The organism is Alteromonas sp. I10 (genome assembly GCF_003201515.1).
In the GTDB taxonomy this organism is placed as follows: Bacteria; Pseudomonadota; Gammaproteobacteria; order Enterobacterales; family Alteromonadaceae; genus Alteromonas; species Alteromonas macleodii.
Window position 1 is genome coordinate 523,918 of record NZ_QJJN01000001.1, and the last position, 23,252, is coordinate 547,169.

A 23,252-nucleotide genomic window follows, 5' to 3' on the forward strand; every position below is an offset into this window, starting at 1 on the left:
CTGTATTTAAATTAGTAACGGCGGCAAATGGCAAAAAGCGCGTCGAGTTTTTCTTCGCTTTTCACGCCGGGTGCAGTTTCTACGCCTGAATTCACATCAATAGCACCACAGCCGGTTGCAATAGCTTCTGCAACATTCTGGGCGTCAATACCGCCAGCAAGCACTAACTTATGCTTCGCTTCGATATCGTTTAATAGCTGCCAGTTGAACGCTTCGCCTGTACCGCCTTTGGCATCACCCACTTGGCAATCCAGAAGAACACGGCTTACAAGGCTATTATTTAAGTGTCTGTCCACTGCGTCTGGTAGTGCGCCAGAAGAGGTTGCTTTAACACCTTCGACTTTCCAAATTTCACAACCTTCTGGAAGCTTGGCAGCAAGCGCTGAAATGTAGGTGTCATCTTCGCTGCCGTGAAGCTGCACGGCAAAAAGGTTGAGCGAGGCGGCGAGTGATGCCACTTCATCAATGTCGTGATTAACGAACACACCAACAAAAGCACCGTCAATGCTCTGCGTTATAGTCAAAGCCTGTGCTTCGCTCACACAGCGTGGCGATTTTTCAGCGAAGATAAGCCCGCCAAAGCTAGCGCCTTTATCAAACGCCATTTGCGCTTGTTCGGGGTTGGTAAGCCCGCACACTTTAACTGCGCCATTCACTAACGTTTTCACAGCGCGCGGTAGGTCAGACTCTGCCATTAACGCACTGCCCACCAAAAAGCCTTGGGATACAGGCGCTAAACGAAGCACGTCTTGGTGTGTGTATATGCCCGACTCTGAAATAACCACGTAGTCGTGCGTGGCTTTTTCAAGCATGGGCACAAGGCGTTCGGTGGTCGCTAAATCGGTAGAAAGGTCGCGTAAGTTGCGATTATTGATACCAATGATGTTGGCTTCAAGGGCAATAGCGCGCTCCATTTCTTCTTCATTACTTACTTCGGTAAGAATGTCTAATGACAGAGCATTGGCAACGCTTGCCAACTCGCGATATTCGTCATCATTTAGCACACTAAGCATTAATAGCACTGCGTCGGCATTATAGTGACGGGCTAGATACACTTGATAGGTATCTACGAAGAAATCTTTGTTAAGCACAGGCTGAGCAACACGCTCAGTTACATAAGCTAAGTACTCAAATTTACCTTGGAAGTACTTCTCGTCTGTCAGCACAGAAATACCGGCAGCATAAGGCGTGTAAGCCGCTAAGATCTCGTCTAAATCGAAATGCTCTCGAATAAGGCCTTTTGAAGGCGATGCTTTTTTGCATTCGAAGATAAAGCCTGCGTTTGGCTCACTAAGTGCGGCAAATAAACTCTTTTCGGAAGGAACTAGATTCGCCTTGAAGCTTTCTAGCGGCAGTGCCTCTTTGCGTGCGGCCACTTCTTCTCGTTTGTCTGCAACAATTTTCTCAAGCACATTAGCCATTCGTGCTTACCTCCTGAGTAATTTTGGCAACCTTCGTTAATAACTGCATGGGTAACCCTTCGGCCATAGCGTTCATCGCTATTTCAGCCCCTTCTTTGAAGGTTGATGCTTTGCCGGTTACTTTCAACAGTGCCCCGCAGTTCATGGCGATAGCGGCACGGTGCGCCTCTTTACCTTCGCCGTTTAACGCAGCTTCAACAAATTGTCTGTTTTCTTCAGGTTCACCGCCCTCAATCGCAGAAAGAGGATAATGAGGTAAACCGAAGTCTTCGGCGGTAACGGTAAGCTTGCGAATATCGCCATGCTCAAGGTCGTAAATCATTGATTCGCCGTGAAGCGCCAGTTCATCCAAGCCATCGCCATGCACTATCATTGCGCGGTGTTGGCCAAGCAGCATAAGGGTTTTTGCGTAAGGTTCAAGCAGTTCAGGCGAGTATACGCCGAAAACGCCGTGAGTTGGACCCGCCGGGTTTGCCAGCGGCCCCAGTATATTAAATAAGGTTCTGGTCTTCATCGCAGCGCGCACGGGGGCTGCGTGGCGCATACCTGCGTGATAAACCGGTGCAAAAAGAAATGTGAAATTTGCTTCATCTAGGCACTTGCGAGAAGTTTCTGGGCTTATCTCTAAATTAAGACCAAACTGTCGAAACAAATCAGCAGAGCCAGACTTACTCGACACACTGCGGTTACCATGCTTTGCTACTTTCACACCACATGCTGCGGCAACTACACCGGCTGCACTGGAAATGTTAATGGTGTTGTGTCCATCTCCGCCTGTACCAACGATATCTGCGAACTCATAAGACGGTGTGGGAAAGGGCAGTGCATTGGCAACCATGGCACTCGCTGCACCCGCAATTTCACTGGGCGATTCTTTTTTCATTTTCAGCGCAGTCAGCACTGAAGCAATCATCACTTCGCTTTGCTCACCGTGCATGATGCTGTTAAACAAGCTGTATGCCTCGGTTTGCGACAGTGATTCTCGCAACATAATTTGTTCTAGTAGAGGGCCTGCGTTAAGCATGGTTCGCTCCCTGTAACGTTAAATAGTCAATACTTTGCTTCAACAGCAAACTGCCGTGGGCTGTTAAAATAGATTCTGGGTGAAATTGGAAACCCAACATGCGATCTTCGCTGTTGTAAACTGCCATTACGGCCTCACTGCCGTCATCGTTTATTGTAGATGCGCAAACAGTAAGGTTTTCAGGCAATGAATGTGCCACTAAAGAGTGGTAGCGTGCTACATGTAAGGGCTGCTGTAAGCCTTTGAACATAGCGTCTTCAGAATGAGTAATGGCAGAAGATTTGCCGTGCATAACTTGGCTGGCGCGACCTACGGTGCCGCCGTAATGCTCAACAATAGCTTGATGGCCTAAACAAATACCAATTACGGGGAACACGCCGTGTACTTTTTTAAGTAGCTCAGGCATACAGCCAGCTTCACTTGGTGCACCTGGGCCTGGCGACAGCATAAGAAGCACTGGGCCTTTCGTTGCTTGTTCCTGCATTCTTTCAAACAGAGCATTTGCTGAAACCGTGTTGCGATAGACTTTAATGTCTAGGTTTAAGGTGCGCAGTTCGTCCACAAGGTTGTAGGTAAATGAGTCTACATTGTCGAGCAAAAATAGGGTGGTCACTTGCTGATTCATGCGTTGCCTCCTTCATTTAATGCAACGTTGATACTTTCAGCTTCTTCTTGTAGCGCTGCTTTTACTGCACCAATTACCGCTTGTGCCTTAGCGCGGGTTTCATCAGCTTCAGCTTGTGGAACCGAGTCATATACTACACCTGCACCCGCTTGAATATAAGCCGTGCCGTTTTTCACAAACGCTGAGCGAATGACTATACAAGTGTCCATATCGCCTTGACCATTCAAGTAGCCAACCGCGCCGCCATAACTGCCGCGGCGTTTTTTCTCTACTTCACGAATTAACGTCGCTGCGCTTACTTTTGGTGCGCCAACCAGGGTGCCCATGTTCATGCAGGCTTGATAAGCGTGCAGTGGATCTAAGTCGTCACGTAGCTGGCCAACCACGCGCGACACCAAGTGCATCACGTGAGAGTAACGGTCAACTTTTAGCAAGTCTTTCACATAGCGCGTGCCTGGGCGACTCACCTTTGCCACATCGTTTCGAGCAAGGTCAACCAGCATAATGTGCTCAGACTTTTCTTTGGTGTCTTCGCGAAGGTTAAGCTCAATACGGCTGTCTAAATCTCTGTCGATACTGCCATCAGGGCGCTTGCCACGTGGACGGGTACCGGCAATCGGGTAGATCTCTACCTGATTACTTTCTCTTTCGTATTTAAGCGCTGATTCAGGAGAGGCGCCAAATATGCTGAAAGCGGCATCTTGCATGTAAAACATGTAAGGGCTTGGGTTTGATTCTTTAAGTTTAGCGTAAGCAAGTAGCGGCGACGGACAGGGGAGAGAGAATGTGCGCGAGGGCACAACCTGAAAAATGTCGCCGGCTAAAATGTGCTGTTTTAAGTCCAGCACATGATTACAGAACTGTTCATCACTTAAATTAACGCTAACTTCAACGCTTGGGTCAAAAGAAGAAAGTGACTGTCCGTTTTCGGTTTCGTTTTGGTTTTCTGAATCGGAAACGAGTGACTGTCCGCTTTGTGCTTCACTTTCTACATCAGCAATCTTTGCTGCATTTGCACCTACTAGCACGGGCTTGGCAGGCATATCGTGTAGCTGCTGATGAATTGCTTCTAAGCGCTGTGCAATGGCAAAGTATTGCTGGGCAACATCTTGTCCGCTAAAAACACTGCCAATTAAATGTGTCTCGCGGGTTTGGTGGTCAACGGTAATTAAGGTCTCTGCCAAGTAAAACACAAAGTCTGGGCAGTCATTTTCACCTTCTGCAACATCGGGTAATTTTTCAAAGCCTGCTAGCATGTCGTAGGCAAATACACCGCCTAAGAAAACCGCGTGGGGATGTTGGCGGATTGGCGTAATCTTATTGATAACAATACGAAGCGCGTCCATTACGCTTGCGGCCTTTAAGCGGCTGTCTTCGTCAAGTTCACCGTCAGCTTCATCACACACCAACGTAATTGATGTGTCTGTCCTTTCTTTGATGTGTAGGCCGTCAGGGGCGTGGTCAACAAATAAAGGTAACACTGAAGCGCCGTTGCCTGTCAGTGCTTTCACTTCAACGCGGTTGCCCCGGCATTCCATGCGCAGTGCTGCGTCAACCATTAACAAGCTTTGTAAATCGTCTTTAGAATCAATTTCTGCCGACTCTAAAAGCAATGCGTTATTTTTATTGTCACAAAGGTGGGCAAACGCGGCAAGTGGATCATCGACATAGTGTCCCACCTGCTCAATTGTCTCTACCTTACCTGGAGAAATCCCCAGTTCCGCTAAACTCATTTTTGCTACTCTCCAACTGCAAAAAGACAAAAAAAAGGCCCGTATAAACGGGCCTTTATGTGTATTCATTCACGCACTACAGTGCACACCGCCCGTTAAGTTAGGGAGTGCCACCACCAAGCTGCAACTGTCATTGCTGTTGAAATATTGTATGAATGCATGAATTACTCGTTGTTTTTCCAAACTTCAATAGGATTTGAAGCGGTTAGTACGTATACTTTGTGTGTATAGAAGAAAACAAATTGCCGTTTGTGTCAACCTAAAATTTGCATAAGACATTGAAAATAGATCTACACAGTCATACAAAATTCTCTGATGGCCACCTAACGCCAGAAGAATTAATCCTTCGCGCGCACACCATGCAGGTGGATGCGCTTGCCGTAACCGACCACGATACCGTAGCCGGTTTGGAAGAAGCACATGCTACTCAATCGAAGCAAAAACGTGCATTAACCATTATTGATGGTGTTGAAATTTCCACCACTTGGCACAGTTTCGATATCCATATAGTTGGATTAAATGTGGACCGACACTGCCCAACGTTTCTTGAGCGGCTGCAAGGCCAGTCTCAAACCCGAGAAGCGCGAGCTGAAAAAATTGCTGATAAGCTCGAAAAGTGTGGGTTTGAAGGTGTTTTAACGCGTGCTAAAGCGCTGGCGGGCGTTGGTCAAGTAACGCGGGCGCACTTTGCGCGCGTATTGGTAAACAACTACGGTGTGCCCAGTATGGACGCCGCGTTTAAAAAGTATTTAGGAAAAGGCAAACGTGCGGCGGTTAAAGCAGAGTGGCCAAGTATTGAAACGGCTATCGAGTGGATCCACGATGCAGGTGGACAAGCTGTACTGGCTCATCCCGCTCATTATGATATGACAGCGAAGTGGCTACGGCGCTTAGTGGCCTTGTTCGAACAAGCCGGTGGTGACGCCATTGAAACCGCATTCCCAGGTATCAATAAAACCAAACAAGAGCTTATTAATGAGCTTGCACAAACCCACCAGCTGTTAGCATCAGCGGGCTCTGATTTTCACTTTCCGTCTCGTTGGACTGAGCTGGGTAAGAACCTCGGCATTAGCAGTAAGCTCACACCCGTATGGCATAATTGGAAACAATTTGAAGGGCAGATGGCCGAGAGCTAAGGAAATCTAATTTGCTAAGCTCTGGGTATAAATGGACAAGGTAAGCCAAATGGTTCACGTACGGTTAATGAGCGCTAAAGCTAATTAAAATGCCGAGAGTTGGTTGGTAAAAAGCTTAAAAGTGAGTTTTACCCACGAGCTTAACCAGCAAGCTTTACGAGTGGACAGACACTTGCCTCGTTGGCAAAGTAGTATCGTTCTGCGCGTTTAAGAAAAGGAAGTAATTATGAGTCAATTTTTCTATGTGCACCCCGACAACCCGCAAAAGCGCCTAATTAGTCAGGCTTGTGAGTTAATTCGAGAGGGAGCAGTGGTGGTGTATCCGACAGACTCAGGCTACGCCATAGGTTGCCAAATGGAAGACAAAAAGGCGCTTGAGCAGTTGTGTCGTATTCGTCAAATCGATAAAGATCACAACTTTACCTTAATGTGCCGAGACATGTCTGAGCTATCAATTTACGCAAAGGTAGACAACACGGCGTTCAGACAAATTAAGAACAACACGCCAGGGCATTACACCTTCGTGTTGAAAGCGACCCGCGAAGTACCAAAGCGTTTGCAAAACCCTAAACGTAAAACCATTGGAATTCGCGTGCCCGATAACGCCATTGCACTTGCATTATTGGAGGAGCTGGGCGAGCCATTGATGTCTACGTCTTTGATTTTGCCAGGCAATACCATGGCTGAATCAGACCCGGATGTCATTCGCGACAACTTAGAAAAGCAAGTAGGGCTTATTATTCACGGTGGTTACATTGGTGAGCAGCCCACTACCGTGGTTGATTTGTCGGAAGACACACCAGTAATTGTGCGACATGGCACGGGCGATCCGTCTCCCTTTGAGTAACTTTCGTTTTCCTGTTTTTTGAACAGGTTGTTGTAAATAGCCTATTTTAACTAGCTTCTTTTGCTTATTGTGAGTGAAAGTTACAGTAGGAAACCGTAAACTATGTTGCGAGGGCCTGTAGCGCTTCGATGTACAGCGAAGCGCTGCAAGTTCTCGCGTGAACGCGTAAATAATAATATCAATAATCGCCGCTTTGTTAGCGCGTGAAAACGGTTGTGGAACTGTGTCAGAGCTTGTTGAAGACAATAATAACGATAATGGCGCCTCTGTTGAGAAGGGGCTTTCGACACCTGTTCAGCAGCCGTTGCCACTTGCGTTTATTAATGGCGAAGCGCTAATTGAAAAGCCTGAAGATCTCTTCATTCCCCCCGATGCCCTAGAGGTCATATTAGAAACCTTCGAAGGGCCGCTCGACTTACTACTTTATCTGATTAGAAAACAAAAGTTTGATATCACCACACTGCCCATCGCTGATGTTACCAAGCAGTATATGGAGTATGTAGATGCCATGATGTCGCTAAAATTAGAGCTGGCAGCAGAGTACTTGCTGATGGCAGCCATATTGGCAGAAATTAAGTCCAGGCTTCTACTACCTAAACGCAGTGACGATTCCGACGAAGAAGAAGACCCTCGAGCAGAGCTTATTCGCCGATTAAAAGAATACGAGCTAGTAAAGCAAGCGGCAGAAGATTTAGATATTCAGCCTAGACTTGAACGGGATATTTTCACCACTCACGTTGAACTAAGTGAGAATGTGGCGCCAATTCGCATTGAGCCCGATGTGTCTTTAGCTGAAATTGTATTGGCGTTCAGTGCGGCCATGAAGCGCGCTGAAGCGTTTGAACACCATACCATTGCACGGGAAGCACTGAGCACGCGAGAGCGCATGTCGCTCATCTTGTCGTTACTCACAACAACAGAATATACGCCACTTGAACGCCTATTTACGGTTGAAGAAGGTAAAGCTGGGGTAGTGGTTTGCTTCTTAGCAATTTTAGAATTAGTAAAAGAACAGCTAATTTTATGCATTCAGGCAGGTCCTTATGCAAAAATTCATGTAAAATTAGGTGCCCATGAAGAAAATTAACACGGCGCAGCTTAAACAATTGGTAGAGGCAGCAATATTTGTTGCTGATAAACCTATTTCAAAGCAGCATTTAAAAGAAACGGTACTCAATGAGTTTACCGTCGCTGATAGAACCTTGAGTAAGGTGATTAACGAGCTAAAGTTAGACTATCAGCCAAGAGGCATTCAGCTGGTGGAAGTAGCAAGTGGCTATCGCTTTCAATCGTTAGATGCGTTAAGCCCGTGGTTAAGCAAATTGTGGCAGGAAAATGCGCCAAAGTATTCTAGAGCAATGCTCGAAACCTTGGCACTCATTGCCTATCGTCAACCTATAACCCGTGGAGAAATAGAGCAGGTAAGGGGCGTGGCGGTAAGCAGTAATATTATAAAGACACTCACAGAACGAGACTGGGTAAAGGTAGTGGGCCACAAAGAAGTGCCTGGGCGACCAGCGCTTTATGCAACTACCAAAGGCTTCTTAGACTATTTTTCGATGACGTCGTTGAGCGATTTGCCCAATGCTGATGCTTTCGAAAACATGGCTGAAAGCGTTGCATCAGACTCGCCGCTTAAGGTGTTAAATGAGGCACCGTCCGAATAGACCGTGCGACCGTAAACAAGCAATTAAAGAGTGAAAACCCATGACTGAAAAGTTGCAAAAAGTACTGGCTAACCAAGGGCTAGGCTCGCGACGAGAAATGGAACGTTGGATTGAAGAAGGCCGAGTATCGGTCGATGGCACCAAAGCAACATTAGGAGATAGAGTCGATCACACCGCACAAATCCGTGTTGATGGTCATTTGCTATCTCGTCAAACAGAACAGCCAATTTGCCGAGTGTTGATGTACAACAAACCCGAAGGTGAATTGTGTAGCCGTCACGACCCTGAAGGTCGCGATACGGTATTTGACCGTCTACCCGCTATTCGACTAGGGCGCTGGATCACCGTTGGTCGTCTAGACATGAACACCAGTGGCCTGCTGTTATTCACTAACGATGGTGAACTAGCCAACCGCCTAATGCACCCAAAATGTGAAGTAGAACGCGAGTACGCAGTACGTGTATTCGGTGAGGTAACAGGCAAAACACTACATACCCTTCAAAAAGGTGTAGAGCTGGAAGACGGCGAAGCAAAGTTCCTGACAATTTCAGGTGCGCCTACGCCGCAGCATGCTGAAGATGAAAGCATGAACCGTTGGTACAACGTAACGTTGAAAGAAGGGCGTAACCGCGAAGTGCGTCGTCTTTGGGAGTCGCAAGGCGTGCAAGTTAGCCGCTTGATCCGCGTTAAATATGGTCCAATTGAACTGCAGAAGCGTCTACCGCAAGGTGCGTGGGTAGAACTGGGATTAGAAGACGTAAACGCGCTTCGTAGCCATGTTCAATTGCCGGATGAAACGCAAACTATGGTTAATGTACGCCAGGGTAAACTTGACCACGCGCGTTTAAGTCGCATGCGTCGCTCGGTTAAAAAGCATAAAGTGCGTAAGCAACAAGGCTTAAATAAACGAGCTGGACGTCCCGCCAAACGTAAGTAATACTTAATTTATTCTTCACGTGTAAGTGATTACTCAAAGCCGCAAGCGTTCGCTAGCGGCTTTTTTATTTCAGTGACGTGCATTCTTCAACTTAATCACTAGGTTTGTCCCCCATTTAATTCTGATTTCAGTCACGATGATTACGATCTTCTTTCTAAGCGATGGCGTAGCAAAGTGTGAAGCTGCTACGTCAAGTAGGGTAAGACCAAAACGGAAAAGGAGAGAGTAATGAAAGATATGCCTCAGTTAGGAATGGGAACGTTTCGGTTGAAAGGTGACGAGGCCCGTGAGTCAGTCAGTAAAGCGCTAGAGGTTGGTTTCAGACACATTGATACCGCACAATTTTATGACAACGAAGCACAAGTTGGTGATGCCATAAAAACCAGCGGCCTTGATAGAAGCGAACTGTTTGTCACCACCAAGGTGTGGCACGAGTCATTGGGCGATGATCATTTTATTCCAAGTGTTCACGAAAGCTTAGAAAAGCTGAAGCTAGAATATGTTGATTTGCTTCTTATCCATTGGCCATATCCTGGCAATGATATTTCACTCGAAAGTTACTTAGGTAATCTTGCGAAGGCGAAAGAGCAAGGGCTTACTCGTCATATTGGGGTGTCTAATTTCACTATTGATTTGTTAGATAAGGCCGAAAAGGTTCTTGGTAAAGGCGAGATTTACACCAACCAAATTGAAATCCATCCTTTCATGCAAAATAAGAAAGTTGTTGAAGCGTGTAAGGAAAAAGGCATAAAAGCGACTGCATATATGCCATTTGCGGTAGGAAAAGTAATGAAGGACGAAACGTTATTGCGAATAGCGCAAAACCACGATGCGACACCAGCTCAAGTTGTTCTGGCGTGGATGGAGAAGCGTCACATTTACGCAATCCCTTCATCAACCAGTAAAGTACACTTGGCGGAGAATTTAGCTTACGGTGGTGTACATTTAACTGATTCAGAGCTCGCGCTTATTGATGATCTTGATAACGGTGACCGAATTGTAAACCCAGATTTTGCTCCAGACTGGGATTAACGATTTATAGAGCGCGTTTGTCTTTAGACTACTAACGGGATAGCGTTTAATTTTACCTAACTCTGTGTACTGGGCTAAAATCAGGGGCCGCCTTTGAGGTACTAATGGCGGCCCTTGAAGAGTCTTTGAATTACCGGTTCAGATTAAATCGATAGATGTGACTTGGTATGGACTCGTGTAAAGGTGTTTTTTAAGGCATGTGATACCGAAAACATCACATGCTCTATTCGGCTTGCTCTATTTCTTTGATGACTTTGGCAGGGTTACCACCAATGACCACATTGTCCCCAAAAGACTTAGTTACCACTGCGCCAGAGGCCACGACCACATTGTCTCCCAACGTTACACCAGGGTTTATGACCGCCATACCACCAATCCAGCAATTATCGCCAATAGTAATGGGCTTGGCGAACTCGATGCCGGTTGCCCTTTGTACAGGATCTAATGGGTGCGTAGCGGTGTACAAACCGACTTGAGGCGCAATCATGCAGTTATCACCTATCGTGACCTTCGCTGCATCTAAAATCACACAATTGAAGTTAGCAAAAAAATTTTCGCCTACGTGAATATTTTCGCCGTAATCACATTTGAATGAAGACTCAATGTAAAGCCTTTTTCCAGTACTACCAAACAGCTCTTTTAGTAGTCTTGTACGCTTTTTGTGGGCACTTTGACAAGTTGTGTTGAGCTCGTCTAATTGCATACGACATTGCTTGCGCAATGCCGATAATGTTTTGTCTGACGGAAAGTATAAATCGCCAGCAAGCATCTTTTCTTGTTCAGTCATGCATTTCCAGAATGTTAGCTTAAATGATTAAGCTGATAAGTTACTGCGCACCACTGTAGCTTACAATGACTTTTTGCTTAAGTTCGTCGCTTTCAATATCTAAGTTAACAGGACGGTGCAAAACAATGTTGCCGTCTACAGTAACCGATGCACTAATCGATAGGGTAGGTTTGTTGTCTGATTTCTTACCCCAAGAGCTTTCACTTTCCTTATATACGATATCGCCTAAAACGTGAGAAGAGCCAGACAAAGTAATATCGCCGTTGAGTGTTTTGATGTGTTTTTCAATGGTTGTATCAACGGCTGTTATGTCTCCATTCACTGTTTCAACGCTACCGCCAATTGCACTTTGCGTAGGAAGCGTAACATTTCCATTCACGGTCTCTACACCCTTAAGCACATTGAGGTGTGAAGCTGCACTTACATCGCCATTTACAATGTCGATATTTCGGACAGACACATGGCTACCCATTTCAAGATTTCCGTTAACGATGCTGACTTCATCCGCGCCACCATGATCGCTAATTTCCACATTGCCATTAACAGAAGAAATATCACCAGCGTGTTTCCCTTCAGCTATGTCAATATTGCCTAGAATAGAACTGAAATCGCTGCCTTCTAATGCGCTAGCGTCGCCAACATGGATAACGCAGCCAGTAAGCAAAGAGGCTGAAAGCAACATAGCTGCACTAGCAATAATAGACTTTTTCATATTCTTATATCCTTGATTATTTTATAAATACTTAATAACACGCTTTAACGGTATTAATATCAAACACAAATTTTGTTGTGTATTTATAAAATACGTTTCACGTATCATGCCACTCTTAAAAAGTATTTTAAATCAAAAGGTTAGTTTAATATGCCAAAGGGGGGAGATTGCCTCAATGGTGTAATAACTAATTTTATAGTTTCATCTGCCACCGGATGGCGAATTTGACCATTTTGTACCACATGGCTCTAGGCTCAGAAGGGATTTCAGAAGGGGACAGACACTCGCTTGAAGAAATTATTTAAAGAAATGGACAGACACTCAATGTGAATACATCTTTTTGGTTACAAGCTACTTTTTTGAGTGTGTGTCCAAGAAGTACAGGTAGCTATTTGAGTGTGTGTCCAAGAAGTACAGGTAGCTATTTGAGTGTGTGTCCAACGAGTACAGGCAAGGTTTTAGCCTTTGCGAGTGTCTGTCCTCGAATTTTAATAGTATGTTGGTATATGTGGTTTTTACTTTTTAGTGAGGTTAGGTGGCGATGATAAAGATCTATCACAACCCAGAGTGCGGCACGTCTAGGAATGTACTGGCGGTGATCAAGGCCGCTGGGTATGAGGTGCAGGTTATTGAGTATTTACGTGTTGGGTGGGAACGTGAACAACTAACTTATTTGTTGAATGCAGCTAACCTTAACCCTCGACAAGCGCTTCGCACAACAAAGTCGCCTGCTGCTGAATTAGGGTTACTTGATGAAACAGTGAGTAACGAAATCATCTTTGAATTGATGCTGGAACATCCCGTTTTAGTGAATAGGCCTATTGTTTGCATTCCCGAAGGTGAACACGAAAAAGCAGTTTCTTTACCTCTTGGGAGAGTTGAAGGTAATTCCTATTCGAATAACGCGAAAGAAACAGTGAAATTATGCCGGCCAAGTGAAGCTGTACTGGATATTTTGCCTGTATGGCCACAAGGCCCTTTTGCTAAAGAAGACGGCACACCACTTATAGACCAAGATGGTAAACGAGTAATTTAAACGGAGTAGTTTATGCAGGACAAGTACACGCAATTGAATAAGGCTAAAAGGCTTGCATTGGCTTGTTTGATTTTTGCCGCAAGTGTATTTGTTTTAACGGTTTTACTTCCCAAGTTTTATCCAAACTTGCAAGGAGTAAGGTGGTTGGGGCTTATTAAGATGGCCAGTGAGGCGGCGCTCATCGGTGGTCTAGCTGACTGGTTTGCAGTGACGGCATTATTTAAGCCAATTCCAGCGAAGTACCCCATTCCGCACACCAATATCGTGGCTAGTAACAAGTCTGTTATTGCTAATAACTTGTCATTGTTCGTTAAAGAAAAGTTCTTTCATCCTGAAGCAATAGAGAAGCTAATTCGGGACAGCGACCCTGCAAAGGGCGCGGGAAGGTGGTTGTCACAGGATAGAAACGCTACCCGTCTGAGTCGCTTTCTATGCGATGCTTTTGCAGGCGTTCTGCGTGTGCTCGATGACAAACCTGTGAAAGCGTTTATCGCTAAAACCGCACAGAAGGGCATTAACCAACTTGATCTTAGGCAATTGATGGCAACCTCGTTAAGCGCCGTTACGAAAGAGCGCCAGCATCAGGTAGTGCTTGATAGGGTGTTAGGGAAATTGGCCTCACTGCTTGCAGAGCCAGAAACCCAAATCTACATAGCAGATACGTTAGTAGTCTGGCTAAAAACTGAATACAGTCGTATCGAAAAGCTATTGCCGTCTAGTTGGCTAAGCGAGCAGGGGGCACTCATTGCTGTTAAAGCGGTTTCAAGTATTTTGGAAGATGTATACGAAGATGAGCATCACCCCATTCGCCATGCATTTGATGAGCAAGTACACGAATTCCTCTACGAACTACAGCACAGCCCGTTAATGGAGAAAAAGGTAAACAGCTATCGGGAAAAAATTATTAATGACCCAGCGTTAAACGCGTATGTTCAGCAATCATGGGCCAAGTTTCATCAATGGCTTTTAACGTCTCTTGAACAGCAAAATGGTAAAGCAGAAACAAAGGTGTCGAGCCTTTTAAACGATTTGGGTACCACGTTAACGCAAGACAGTGAGCTAGCAAAAGCGTTCAATAAGCACATTGGAGAAGCGGCTAAATATATGGCGCCTGAGTTGGCTGAATTTCTAACCCGTCACATTCGCGACACCATCAATAGTTGGGATGAACGTGAAATGGCTGAGCAGGTAGAGTTGAATATTGGCCGCGATCTTCAAAAAGTTCGCATAAACGGCACGATCGTAGGCGGGTTGATAGGTGCAATATTGTTTGGCATAGAGGCCCTGCTTGGCCTCTAGTCATTTATTTAAGCAAGTCGCATTAGCTGGTGTGGGTATGAATAGCTTAAGTGTCGCTGTTAATCAGCGCTAAAACGCAAACTATAAAGCAACCATTTCAACACTTTGTATTGGCAACAAATCTTAAAAAAGTCTACTTCGCCGTTAGTGCAAATACCAAATTATCAGCGTCTACTTTGCCTTTCAAACCGCCTTCAAGCACCGAGCGCTCTAACCTTTGAATGTTGTAGTCCACTGAATAAAGAGCGTCAACGGTTTTTTCGTTTACGCTAAAGGGAGGGCCGGCCATTTCATTCTGGTCATACTCGAAAGAGATGATTAGCTGGGGGGCGCATTGAGTAATGGCCATTAAATGCGCAGCATATTGCTCGCGAAGCGGGCTAGGCAGCGCGACTAAAGCGGCTCTATCGTAAATGCCCGTAACGTCACCTAAGTCGCTTGATGTAAGTTTAAAGATATCACCTACGTAAATGGTTAAACCGTCTTTAGCGTAAATTTTACCGTTGGAAGTAGCGGTAACGGTAGGCTCTACACCTAGCTCTTCAAACAGCTGTATAATAGCCACTTCGCTTAGCTCAGCACCAACCACTTCACAACCCTTGGAGAGTAACCAACCAATATCTCGGGTCTTTCCACATAGTGGTACAAAAATGCGCTTTAAAGATGTGCTAGGACTATCGTCGCCAAACAGAAAAGACGCATACTTTACTAAAAGTGCATTCCCTTCAGGTTCGTGAAATCCAATCTCATTCTTTTGCCATTTACTGTGCCAAAAACTATGTTCCATATAAACCTCAAGTAGGTAAGCGATATATCTCTAAAAAAACAGACGTTTTTATGAAGGGTATTAGAAACAAAAAAGGTAGCGAGAAACGCTACCTTTTAAACAAAATTAGTTATCAAGCGGTGTATTGAAGTCTTCAGATAACTCGAAGTCACCTTCAACCGTTGTCACTTTGTTGTCTACAAAGTTAATCACCATTTGCTTTTGAAAATCTTCACCACGCTTTTTCATACCGCGCTTCATATCGTAAACGTAGTACCAAGTGTCATCGTCGAATGAGTCTTGAACAACAGGGTTACCTAGTACATAAATAACTTGTTCTTTTGTCATTCCAACGCGCAGCTTTTCCACATCTCTTTGATCAAGGAAGTTTCCTTGAGGAACGTCGATTCGATAAATCCAGTTCGAGCAAGCGGTTGATGTTAGTGTGATACCAAGAATTACTAATAGGTGTTGCAACTTCATGCGTTAATTTGTCCAGTATTGCCTTTGTTAGTGTCAATGAACTTCGCTAAAGCGAATTTCGAGACTGTTTTATTGCAAGCGCGAAGGCATGCTACATTGACAACTATGACCAATCAACTGCATTTTAGTTCGATGCTGCGCTTTTAAGCAGTTCTTTTGCATTCGCTAGCGCCGATTTGGTTACTTTATCACCGGCTAATAGTCTTGCAAGCTCATCGATCCTGTCTTGCTTCGTCAACGCCAACATCTGGGTTTCAGTACTTTCCCCGTCGGTAAGCTTGGTAACAAACAATTGATTATGTGCCTGTGCCGCTACTTGAGGTAGATGGGTAACACACATTACTTGCGATTGTTTACCTAATTTACGTAAAAGCCCGCCAACGATTGATGCTGTTGGGCCGCTAATGCCCGTATCGACTTCATCGAAAATCATAGTAGGGTTAGCGTGATGGCCGCTCGCGATAACCTGAATAGCCAGTCCTATACGAGAAAGTTCACCACCTGATACGACTTTTTCTAATTTGTCTGCATCTTGACCAGGGTTGGTAGACACTTTAAATTCTACGGTATCTAGACCTGTGCTCACCGGCTTCTTAAGTTCGTCGTATTGAATCTGAATATCCACTTTTGCGTGGGGCATATTCATTTGGCGAATTTGCACTTCAATATCTTCGCTTAGCTTACCAGCAGCACGTTGCCTGCTCTCAGAAAGCGCTTTGGTCGCGGTTAAATACGTTGCTCGTGCTTCTTCTACTTCGCCTTCAAGCGTACCTAACAGTGTTTCCTGTTCCGATAAAGCATTGAATTCGGCGGCTAGCTCTTGGTGATGCTGATAAAGTCCTTCTGGCATCACAGTATGTTTACGGGCAAGTTCCATCGCCTTCGCATAGCGCGCCTCAACTTGCTGTAAGCGAAGTGGATCGATCTCTAAGTGATCGCAGTAGCTACGTAGCTCTCCTGCCGCTTCTTCTACTTGAATTGCTGCATCATTAAGCATTGCAATGATTGGCGTTAAAGTAGCGTCGTGCGCCTCTAGTTCGCCTAAACGTTCAATACTGCTTTGTATAACTGACAATGCGTTGCCTTCATCGCTTTCATATAAATTGTATACGCTGGTCTGTGCTTGCTCTAAAAGGCTTTGCCCGTTACTCAGGCGTTTGTGCTCTATTTCTAACTCTTCAAATTCACCCTCTTCAATGGCGAATTCATCAAGTTCTTGAACCTGATAAGTTAACAGCTGAATTCTGTCTTCGCGCTGCTGGGCTTGTTCTTGAAGCGCCTTTAACGTGCGCTGCTTATCACGCCAAAGAGAGTAGGTTTCTCTAACTTGCACTAATATGTCGTTGTGCTTAGCGTAACCATCGACTAATTCCCTTTGATGGTCTTCTTTCAGCAACTGTAGGTGAGTATTTTGACCGTGAATGGCCAACAAAAACTGGCCTAAGCCTTTTAACTGCTGAAGTGAAGCGGGAATACCGTTGATAAAAGCTTTTGAACGGCCTTCCTTTGAAATAACTCTGCGAATAAAGCAGCTATTCTCATCTTCATCTGAGGTGAGCTCATGTTCATCGAGGAAGGCTTTAGCTAATACATTGCCGTTTAAAGAAAAGTGAGCAATGATCTCCGCTTTTGCACTACCTTTTCGCACCGCATTTGCGTCGGCGCGCTCGCCTAAGCACAAACTTAAAGCATCAATGGCGATGGATTTACCAGCACCGGTTTCGCCGGTTATAGCAGTCAACCCGTTTTCCAGTTGAACCGATAATTGTTTTACAACAGCAAAATTTGAAATAGAAAGATGCGCTAACATAACCACACTCGAAAAAAGTTGAACATGATGATATATACAGTAACTGATAATATATACAGTATTTTTTCTGTGTAAAGTTAAGTCGTAAATATTTTACTTAAAAATTAAAGTGGATTGTGAAAAGTTTAAAGAAATCAATATTGTATAGATCGTTTAAAAAGGAGTGGTTATGAGTAACCCATTAATAATAGGCTGCGCTAGATGCGTTCGTTACAGTGGTTATACAGTAGTAAATTAGCTCAATGCTAAGTAGCTGAATAACTCAAAAGCAAGCGGTAAACAATTCCACAACGCAGTAGAGAACCTGATAGCAAAAAGGAGAGCGTAAGCTCTCCTTAAAATTCAATTTCAATTAAATAGCAGGTAATCCGAATGACTATGTGGTTTACCAGCAATTATACATTATTGCTGAAGTTCACCGCTGCCAGACTCAATGTGCGCGCGCACAAACCACTGGAACTGTTCTAAATCTGCAAGTTGGCCGGTAATCATATCTTCCGATACTGGGTCAATTTCACCTAAAAGCTCTAACGCTTTTCTATGGTCACCATTTACACCGTCATATACGGCATCCAGCGCCTTAAGGTGGTCAAGTACTAAACCTTTACCCAATTCATAATCGCTCCAGCTGCGACCTTCAACAATGGCTTTTGGTGTACCTTTCGGTACGCCACCTAACGTGGCAATTCGCTCTGCAATTGTGTCGGTCATTTCGCGTACCGCATCTACCTGCGGGTCCAACATTTCATGCACACCGATAAAATTTGGTCCTACTACATTCCAATGAATGTGCTTCAACGTTAACTGTAAATCTAATAGTGCAACCAATCGCTGATCCAATACCTTGATTGTTTTGGCAGCTGCATCGTTATCCATTCCAGGGGCTGTAAATTTGATATTGGTGTTACTCATGATATCTCCTATTGAATGCAAATAAGTCAGCGGGATGCGAAACATCATTTAGGCCAAATAACAAAGACCTTGTGCTGACGACTTGTTGTAATAGGTGCAACAGGTATGCCGAAAACTTATATTTCTATAAGTCTTGGTTTTCGTTAAGGAAATTAGAGAAGATTAAAAAATCTTTATTTTTCAAGCCTGTAGCAATCAAGAAAATGCTACAGGCTTATGTAATAAATGCACATGGAATCAACTAAATGGAGCAGGGAGGTTAGTAAAGCTTACTACCCCAACCTAACTTTTTACGAAGTACATTGAAGTAGCTGTAGCCCTTAGGGTGAACAAGATGGAGTTTGTCTACGCTTTTGTTTATTCGAATTTCATCGCCAGGTAGCACCGGCAGAACAATATGGCTATCGCAACTCACTTGTAGCGAATCACTATTAACCTTTGATACTTTCATCGATACCTGACTGTCAGCATCAACAACGATTGGACGGCTGCTCAGTGTGTGAGGAAACATGGGTACCAACGTAAGTGCATCTAGCTTGGGCATAATAATAGGGCCGCCCGCTGATAAAGAGTAAGCCGTTGAACCTGTAGGTGTGGCTACTATTAATCCGTCGCTGCGCTGACTGAATACAAATTGCTCATCGATGTAAATTTCAAATTCCATCATATGGGCAACTTTTCCGTGGTGAAGCACCACTTCGTTTACAGCAGAGTTGTTACTTTTAAGCTTTTCGTGTCGATAAACTTCTACTTCTAGTAAGAAGCGCTCTTCTACTACGCATTCACCGTTAAAGATAAGGTCAAGTTGTTGAACAATATCATCGGGGTGGATATCAGTTAAAAAGCCGAGATTTCCGCGGTTTACACCGACAACGTGAATGTCAAAGCGAGCGAGCACACGTGCTGCACCAAGCATGCTGCCGTCACCGCCTACCACAACGGCAAGGTCAGCCTCTTTGCCAATAGTGACAAGGTTACAGCTTTTGAAGTTTTCGGTTTCAAGTTCTTCAGCAATACTTTCCTCAACCAATAATTTACAGCCTTTTGCCAATAAATATTCGGCTAGAATGTTCAGGCTGTCGTGGGTTGCAGCGTGCTGAGGTTTTCCAATTAAAGCAACGGTTTGATAGGGCATGGAATGCTAATGTCCTTTCATTTCCAATGGTTGGACATTAGCACAGGTTTTTTGCAAAAGAAAAGCGTAAAACGGCACACAGCGCAAGGTTTAGCGATCTTCTAACCGATTATAGTCGAGAAGACCGCCTTCAATAGGATAGCGCTCGCTAGACCATTGCATTAATTTATCACTAAACGCCCAAAAATTAGGGTTGGTTCGGCGCATGCCAATATCGTCGAGCAGGGCTTTGTAATCGGCTTCGCTTTTAATGGATTTAAGCTTCTCAATCGAAGACGCTATCTCTGAGGCATTGATATACCAGAATGCGTCAGGGTAACTGCCCAACAAACCATGAACTAGCGTGATTGAATCTTTAGAAGGCTCCCGGTTTTCCTCTTCTTCAAATAGGCTATTTACATTGTAATGCGCGCTATTTCTAAGGGCAGTGAACACATCAATATTGTCTGGGTTTTTGTCGTCTTGAATCACAATCATGGTAGTTTCAGGCATCAACGTCGCTTGTTGAGCAGGAAGTGAATCTAAGCGCTCTAATGCTTCGAACTGTTCAGCTGATAGCAAACGTTTATTGTAGGTTGAGGCGTTCGGTTGAACCTTAGCCAAGTATTGCGATAACAATTGATAAAGTTCTTGTTGAGGATTATCTGTTTCGAACGCTATGCCAGAAGGTTGTTCGAAACTGTTGATATCACCTTCCAAATAATCGGTAAGCTCAGGGCTTGCGTTTTGATACCAATCGTCGAGAAGGTCATGGCGGGTAGTTGGAGGAAGTAGATTAAGGAAGTTCGATTCACCTTCCATACGCAAGAAATCCATGTATAAACGGGTCAATAACTGATGGCCATAATTGCCGTAAACATCAAAGCCAGCCACAAGCAAATAGTGAATGCGCTCTAACAAGGCATAGTCAATCACCCATGCTGTTTTAGTGGGCTGGCCAACCATCCCTTTAACAACTGTGGCATTATCGAAATGACGAAATACGGTTAAGCTGGCATTGGTATTATCGCCGTCGCCATCCCATATACTCGACACGCTTAAATGCTCTTCATTTTTGAATTCATTGTTCAAAAAGGTGGTTCTTGCACGCATATATTCGCCTTGGCGCTTTGCGTATTTAACCCAGTTTACCGCAAGGGCTGAGCTATCTTTTTCAGCGGGAAGGTGGAGGTTTTCTTTTTGAGAAGCGTAAAAAGCATTTACTTTTTCAGATGCTGCAATGTCTGGGTCGACAAAGAACACCCAGAATCGATCGTTAATGACGTTAAGCGCGACTTGTCCTCTGCACACGGGACCTTTGATATAACCCATAATGGTGTTTTGCGCGCGCTCAAGCATAAATCGATAACGACTTTCTACTGGCAATAAGGTAAAGGCCGTTAATGGGTTGGCCGCCACTTGGGGTTTGTATGATGGCAATGTTTCTACAGAAAATTCTGCGTCGACAAACCACGATTGCCATTTATCCATCAGTGTTTTATTAATGGCGTACGCTTGATGTGTTTTACTCACAATAGTTGAATGCACTGGCTGTAGACGATAGTAAACGCGCTCGACCTCCGGATCGTCGAAGGGTCTGCGAGTAGCAATAATATCTAACGCTTGTCCGGGTGGTGTACGCGAGCGCACTAGATTAAAAAACTGAGGCGTTTTACCTTTTTCTGAAATATCTTCGAAATAGAGGTGAGACGTAAACAAGTGTTCGTAAATATAGCGTGCGGAAAGTTGCATCTCATTGCTATCCCCATTAAGCCACACCTCCAAATCAGTTATGTTCTCATTCAGTTCTTGTGAGAGCGCTTTGGGTAAAGGTAACGGCGCACCATGGTTTAACCACTGAATGAGTGTAGTGTGCTCTGCATCCGACAGGGCTGGCAGTGCGTAGGGCATGCCTCCCAGGGGCTGGCCTGCTATGTACCCGCCCATTTCATCTATTGTTGGGCATTGGTTTTGTCGATTTAAGCTTATATCGAAACTGTCACCTAAATGAGCGGTGTTGGGCAAAGGGTGCTGTTTTTTTAGCAAAAGCATTTGCGCTAGCACCGAAGATTGGGTCGGCGAAGCGTTAGGTTTTTCTTTCGATTCGAGCACGTCGAAAAAGCCACGCTCTCGCCATGCGTCTACGTTGTGGGCGTCGAGAAACATTCTATTGGGTTGGGCAGCGGTGAGTCGTGTCCCTTCATAGACTTTTTCTTTGTTAGCACCTCTGGCTATACCTTCTGGAGATGACATCTTTAGTTGGCATGGCGCATCGTAACAGGCGTGGCAGACAACACAGCGCTGCGTTAGTACTGGGTTTACTTGTGTGTCAAAGAAATTGTCGGGCAAATTCTCCATGGCGGGCATGACGTTGTTTGATGAAAGTAAAGGAGCGTCAGGTTTCGGCCATTGCCATATCGCTATAGCGATAATTGCTATAAGCAACGAAATCATACCGAGTTTCTTCATAATCGTAGTCCACAGAAAAGTTCTAATCAGTCTATCACTCATTTCACGTACGGTGATGTTAATAATTAACCATTAACTCTTGGCAATGGAAACAACCACGTATTTGTAAGTATTTGGAGGAAAGCTGGAGAGATAGTGGGGCGGTAACATTATTTTTACATTGTCATTGCTTTGGGCGTTGTACTAGGTATGCTGATGAAAAGAATTCGCAGCGAGGGAAACATGTCTCATCAAATTATTCTGCCAAGAGTGATGCACATAGGGAAAGGGGCGAGTCAGCGGGTTGCTGAAACGCTAAAAGGACTCAACTGCCATAAACCTTTACTGGTTACCGATAAGGTAATGGTTGAGTTGGGATATAGTGCTGCCATAGTACAGGTGCTGGAAGAGGCAGGAATAAGCGCCGATGTATTTTCAGATACGGTGCCAGAGCCCACGGTGAGGTCTATTTATCGCGGTGTGGATGCGTTCAAAACCCACGCTTATGACAGCATCATTGCTTTAGGTGGTGGAAGCCCCATCGATAGCGCAAAAGCCATCGCTATTTTGGGTAAGTACGGCGGCGAAATGCGAGACTACAAATTCCCGCGGGTTGTAGATGAAGCGGGACTGCCGATCATTGCTATTCCCACAACAGCGGGAACGGGCTCAGAAGCAACGCGATTTACCATTATCACCGACGAAGATACCACAGAAAAAATGTTGTGTGTTGGTTTAGGGTTTATGCCAACGGCAGCCTTGGTCGATTATTCATTAACGCAAAGTTTGCCTGCCCGCGTGACAGCCGATACAGGCATTGATGCTCTTACTCACGCTATTGAAGCGTTTGTTAGCCGCAAAGCCAATCTTTACAGTGATGCACAGGCGTTATCAGCCATGGCGTTAATTGCGCCTAATCTACGCACTGTATTTGCAGACCCAACAAATGAAACGGCGAGAGAATCAATGATGCTGGGCTCAACGCTCGCGGGCATTGCCTTTTCAAATGCTTCAGTGGCCCTTGTTCATGGAATGAGCCGGCCTATCGGTGCAGCGTTCCATGTGCCTCACGGATTGTCGAATGCCATGTTGTTGCCCGCGGTTACCGCCTTTTCTATTCCAAGTGCATCAGTGCGTTATGCACAATGTGCTCGCGCCATGGGTGTTGCTACGCAAAGTGACTCTGATGAGGTGGCGAATCAAAAGCTTATCAACGAACTAAAAGCGCTCAATGCAGATTTGCAGGTACCTACGCCTGCCGACTTCGGTATTGATAAAGAGGCATTTTTTGCAGCGACGTCAACAATGGCAAAACAAGCTCTGGCATCAGGTTCTCCCGGCAATAATCCACGCATCCCTACCATTGAAGAAATGGTTGCCATTTATGTATCTCTTTGGGAATAACGCTTTTTAGGATGGGTCAACTAAATGAAAAAAGACTGCTTATTGCAGTCTTTTTTATG

At 44.9% G+C, this 23,252-nt stretch carries 21 protein-coding genes; 9 read left to right on the top strand and 12 right to left on the bottom strand.

Annotated elements, in window-relative coordinates; translation table 11 throughout:
- Positions 1–11: 11 nt before the first annotated feature.
- Genes trpCF through BZA03_RS02285 form a run of 4 tightly spaced genes read right to left on the bottom strand, consistent with a single transcriptional unit; the run spans position 12 to position 4,803 of the window.
- Positions 12–1,421 carry a bifunctional indole-3-glycerol-phosphate synthase TrpC/phosphoribosylanthranilate isomerase TrpF gene (gene trpCF / locus BZA03_RS02270; protein ID WP_110287857.1) on the bottom strand — a complete coding sequence of 470 codons (1,410 nt, stop codon included), beginning with the start codon at positions 1,419–1,421 and terminating at the stop codon, positions 12–14.
- Positions 1,414–2,445: an anthranilate phosphoribosyltransferase gene (gene trpD, locus BZA03_RS02275; protein WP_110287858.1), complete on the bottom strand. Its 1,032-nt coding sequence runs from the start codon at positions 2,443–2,445 to the stop codon at positions 1,414–1,416. Before trpD ends, trpCF begins: the two co-directional genes overlap by 8 nt.
- Positions 2,438–3,070, bottom strand: a complete 633-nt coding sequence (locus tag BZA03_RS02280) for an aminodeoxychorismate/anthranilate synthase component II (protein ID WP_101563971.1) — start codon at positions 3,068–3,070, stop codon at positions 2,438–2,440. The genes trpD and BZA03_RS02280 overlap by 8 nt, the downstream gene beginning before the upstream one ends.
- Positions 3,067–4,803, bottom strand: a complete 1,737-nt coding sequence (locus tag BZA03_RS02285; RefSeq protein WP_110287859.1) for an anthranilate synthase component 1 — start codon at positions 4,801–4,803, stop codon at positions 3,067–3,069. Before BZA03_RS02285 ends, BZA03_RS02280 begins: the two co-directional genes overlap by 4 nt.
- Positions 4,804–5,081: 278 nt before the next feature.
- On the opposite strand from BZA03_RS02285, the gene BZA03_RS02290 reads away from it, so the two are divergent.
- The 6 genes from BZA03_RS02290 to dkgB all read left to right on the top strand — a co-directional run bounded on the left by BZA03_RS02290 (position 5,082) and on the right by dkgB (position 10,422).
- Positions 5,082–5,939: a PHP domain-containing protein gene (locus tag BZA03_RS02290; RefSeq protein WP_110287860.1), complete on the top strand. Its 858-nt coding sequence runs from the start codon at positions 5,082–5,084 to the stop codon at positions 5,937–5,939.
- Positions 5,940–6,165: 226 nt separating this feature from the next.
- A complete protein-coding gene (locus tag BZA03_RS02295; protein WP_110287861.1) occupies positions 6,166–6,786 on the top strand; it encodes an L-threonylcarbamoyladenylate synthase in 621 nt (206 codons plus the stop codon).
- A 223-nt stretch (positions 6,787–7,009) separates the two neighbouring features.
- Positions 7,010–7,873 carry a ScpA family protein gene (locus BZA03_RS02300; protein ID WP_110288077.1) on the top strand — a complete coding sequence of 288 codons (864 nt, stop codon included), beginning with the start codon at positions 7,010–7,012 and terminating at the stop codon, positions 7,871–7,873.
- Positions 7,860–8,453, top strand: a complete 594-nt coding sequence (scpB, locus tag BZA03_RS02305) for an SMC-Scp complex subunit ScpB (protein ID WP_014948948.1) — start codon at positions 7,860–7,862, stop codon at positions 8,451–8,453. Before BZA03_RS02300 ends, scpB begins: the two co-directional genes overlap by 14 nt.
- Before the next feature lie 40 nt (positions 8,454–8,493).
- A complete protein-coding gene (rluB, locus tag BZA03_RS02310) occupies positions 8,494–9,390 on the top strand; it encodes a 23S rRNA pseudouridine(2605) synthase RluB (RefSeq protein ID WP_014948949.1) in 897 nt (298 codons plus the stop codon).
- Between the two features lie 228 nt (positions 9,391–9,618).
- Positions 9,619–10,422 (top strand): 2,5-didehydrogluconate reductase DkgB, encoded by an 804-nt coding sequence (dkgB, locus tag BZA03_RS02315; RefSeq protein ID WP_110287862.1) that lies wholly within the window; start codon positions 9,619–9,621, stop codon positions 10,420–10,422.
- A gap of 223 nt (positions 10,423–10,645) precedes the next feature.
- On the opposite strand, the gene BZA03_RS02320 is transcribed toward dkgB, so the two are convergent.
- The gene (locus BZA03_RS02320) at positions 10,646–11,209 is read right to left on the bottom strand and encodes a sugar O-acetyltransferase (RefSeq protein ID WP_110287863.1); all 564 of its coding nucleotides are present in this window, start codon (positions 11,207–11,209) and stop codon (positions 10,646–10,648) included.
- 40 nt (positions 11,210–11,249) lie between these two features.
- Positions 11,250–11,921: a hypothetical protein gene (locus BZA03_RS02325; RefSeq protein WP_110287864.1), complete on the bottom strand. Its 672-nt coding sequence runs from the start codon at positions 11,919–11,921 to the stop codon at positions 11,250–11,252.
- Between the two features lie 541 nt (positions 11,922–12,462).
- Between BZA03_RS02325 and BZA03_RS02330 the strand changes: the two genes are divergently transcribed.
- Together BZA03_RS02330 and BZA03_RS02335 are read left to right on the top strand one after the other, a co-directional pair.
- Positions 12,463–12,957: an arsenate reductase family protein gene (locus BZA03_RS02330; protein WP_039216282.1), complete on the top strand. Its 495-nt coding sequence runs from the start codon at positions 12,463–12,465 to the stop codon at positions 12,955–12,957.
- Positions 12,958–12,969: 12 nt separating this feature from the next.
- Positions 12,970–14,256, top strand: a complete 1,287-nt coding sequence (locus tag BZA03_RS02335) for a DUF445 domain-containing protein (RefSeq protein ID WP_110287865.1) — start codon at positions 12,970–12,972, stop codon at positions 14,254–14,256.
- A gap of 133 nt (positions 14,257–14,389) precedes the next feature.
- On the opposite strand, the gene tmpT is transcribed toward BZA03_RS02335, so the two are convergent.
- The 6 genes from tmpT to BZA03_RS02365 all read right to left on the bottom strand — a co-directional run bounded on the left by tmpT (position 14,390) and on the right by BZA03_RS02365 (position 21,795).
- Positions 14,390–15,043: a thiopurine S-methyltransferase gene (gene tmpT, locus BZA03_RS02340; protein WP_110287866.1), complete on the bottom strand. Its 654-nt coding sequence runs from the start codon at positions 15,041–15,043 to the stop codon at positions 14,390–14,392.
- A 105-nt stretch (positions 15,044–15,148) separates the two neighbouring features.
- Complete coding sequence (locus tag BZA03_RS02345) at positions 15,149–15,505, bottom strand: outer membrane protein assembly factor BamE (protein ID WP_012517879.1); 357 nt, start codon at positions 15,503–15,505, stop codon at positions 15,149–15,151.
- Positions 15,506–15,629: 124 nt separating this feature from the next.
- A complete protein-coding gene (gene recN, locus BZA03_RS02350; protein WP_110287867.1) occupies positions 15,630–17,315 on the bottom strand; it encodes a DNA repair protein RecN in 1,686 nt (561 codons plus the stop codon).
- A 402-nt stretch (positions 17,316–17,717) separates the two neighbouring features.
- Positions 17,718–18,227 (bottom strand): DNA starvation/stationary phase protection protein Dps, encoded by a 510-nt coding sequence (gene dps, locus BZA03_RS02355; RefSeq protein WP_110287868.1) that lies wholly within the window; start codon positions 18,225–18,227, stop codon positions 17,718–17,720.
- Between the two features lie 259 nt (positions 18,228–18,486).
- Positions 18,487–19,362, bottom strand: coding sequence for an NAD(+) kinase (nadK, locus tag BZA03_RS02360; RefSeq protein ID WP_014948959.1), 876 nt, complete (start codon positions 19,360–19,362; stop codon positions 18,487–18,489).
- A 90-nt stretch (positions 19,363–19,452) separates the two neighbouring features.
- A complete protein-coding gene (locus BZA03_RS02365; protein ID WP_110287869.1) occupies positions 19,453–21,795 on the bottom strand; it encodes a fatty acid cis/trans isomerase in 2,343 nt (780 codons plus the stop codon).
- 210 nt (positions 21,796–22,005) lie between these two features.
- On the opposite strand from BZA03_RS02365, the gene BZA03_RS02370 reads away from it, so the two are divergent.
- On the top strand, positions 22,006–23,193 hold the full coding sequence (locus BZA03_RS02370) for an iron-containing alcohol dehydrogenase (RefSeq protein ID WP_258364567.1): 1,188 nt from the start codon (positions 22,006–22,008) through the stop codon (positions 23,191–23,193).
- Positions 23,194–23,252: the final 59 nt, after the last annotated feature.

What these genes read in the sequence shown, in the direction of transcription:
- rluB (WP_014948949.1), top strand. Translation starts at nt 8,494, where the DNA reads ATGACTGAAAAGTTGCAAAAAGTACTGGCTAACCAAGGGCTAGGCTCG.
- BZA03_RS02285 (WP_110287859.1), bottom strand. Translation starts at nt 4,803, where the DNA reads ATGAGTTTAGCGGAACTGGGGATTTCTCCAGGTAAGGTAGAGACAATT.
- recN (WP_110287867.1), bottom strand. Translation starts at nt 17,315, where the DNA reads ATGTTAGCGCATCTTTCTATTTCAAATTTTGCTGTTGTAAAACAATTA.
- BZA03_RS02370 (WP_258364567.1), top strand. Translation starts at nt 22,006, where the DNA reads ATGAAAAGAATTCGCAGCGAGGGAAACATGTCTCATCAAATTATTCTG.
- tmpT (WP_110287866.1), bottom strand. Translation starts at nt 15,043, where the DNA reads ATGGAACATAGTTTTTGGCACAGTAAATGGCAAAAGAATGAGATTGGA.
- scpB (WP_014948948.1), top strand. Translation starts at nt 7,860, where the DNA reads ATGAAGAAAATTAACACGGCGCAGCTTAAACAATTGGTAGAGGCAGCA.
- dkgB (WP_110287862.1), top strand. Translation starts at nt 9,619, where the DNA reads ATGAAAGATATGCCTCAGTTAGGAATGGGAACGTTTCGGTTGAAAGGT.
- dps (WP_110287868.1), bottom strand. Translation starts at nt 18,227, where the DNA reads ATGAGTAACACCAATATCAAATTTACAGCCCCTGGAATGGATAACGAT.
- trpCF (WP_110287857.1), bottom strand. Translation starts at nt 1,421, where the DNA reads ATGGCTAATGTGCTTGAGAAAATTGTTGCAGACAAACGAGAAGAAGTG.
- BZA03_RS02330 (WP_039216282.1), top strand. Translation starts at nt 12,463, where the DNA reads ATGATAAAGATCTATCACAACCCAGAGTGCGGCACGTCTAGGAATGTA.
- BZA03_RS02280 (WP_101563971.1), bottom strand. Translation starts at nt 3,070, where the DNA reads ATGAATCAGCAAGTGACCACCCTATTTTTGCTCGACAATGTAGACTCA.
- BZA03_RS02325 (WP_110287864.1), bottom strand. Translation starts at nt 11,921, where the DNA reads ATGAAAAAGTCTATTATTGCTAGTGCAGCTATGTTGCTTTCAGCCTCT.
- trpD (WP_110287858.1), bottom strand. Translation starts at nt 2,445, where the DNA reads ATGCTTAACGCAGGCCCTCTACTAGAACAAATTATGTTGCGAGAATCA.
- BZA03_RS02365 (WP_110287869.1), bottom strand. Translation starts at nt 21,795, where the DNA reads ATGATTTCGTTGCTTATAGCAATTATCGCTATAGCGATATGGCAATGG.
- nadK (WP_014948959.1), bottom strand. Translation starts at nt 19,362, where the DNA reads ATGCCCTATCAAACCGTTGCTTTAATTGGAAAACCTCAGCACGCTGCA.
- BZA03_RS02335 (WP_110287865.1), top strand. Translation starts at nt 12,970, where the DNA reads ATGCAGGACAAGTACACGCAATTGAATAAGGCTAAAAGGCTTGCATTG.
- BZA03_RS02295 (WP_110287861.1), top strand. Translation starts at nt 6,166, where the DNA reads ATGAGTCAATTTTTCTATGTGCACCCCGACAACCCGCAAAAGCGCCTA.
- BZA03_RS02320 (WP_110287863.1), bottom strand. Translation starts at nt 11,209, where the DNA reads ATGACTGAACAAGAAAAGATGCTTGCTGGCGATTTATACTTTCCGTCA.
- BZA03_RS02345 (WP_012517879.1), bottom strand. Translation starts at nt 15,505, where the DNA reads ATGAAGTTGCAACACCTATTAGTAATTCTTGGTATCACACTAACATCA.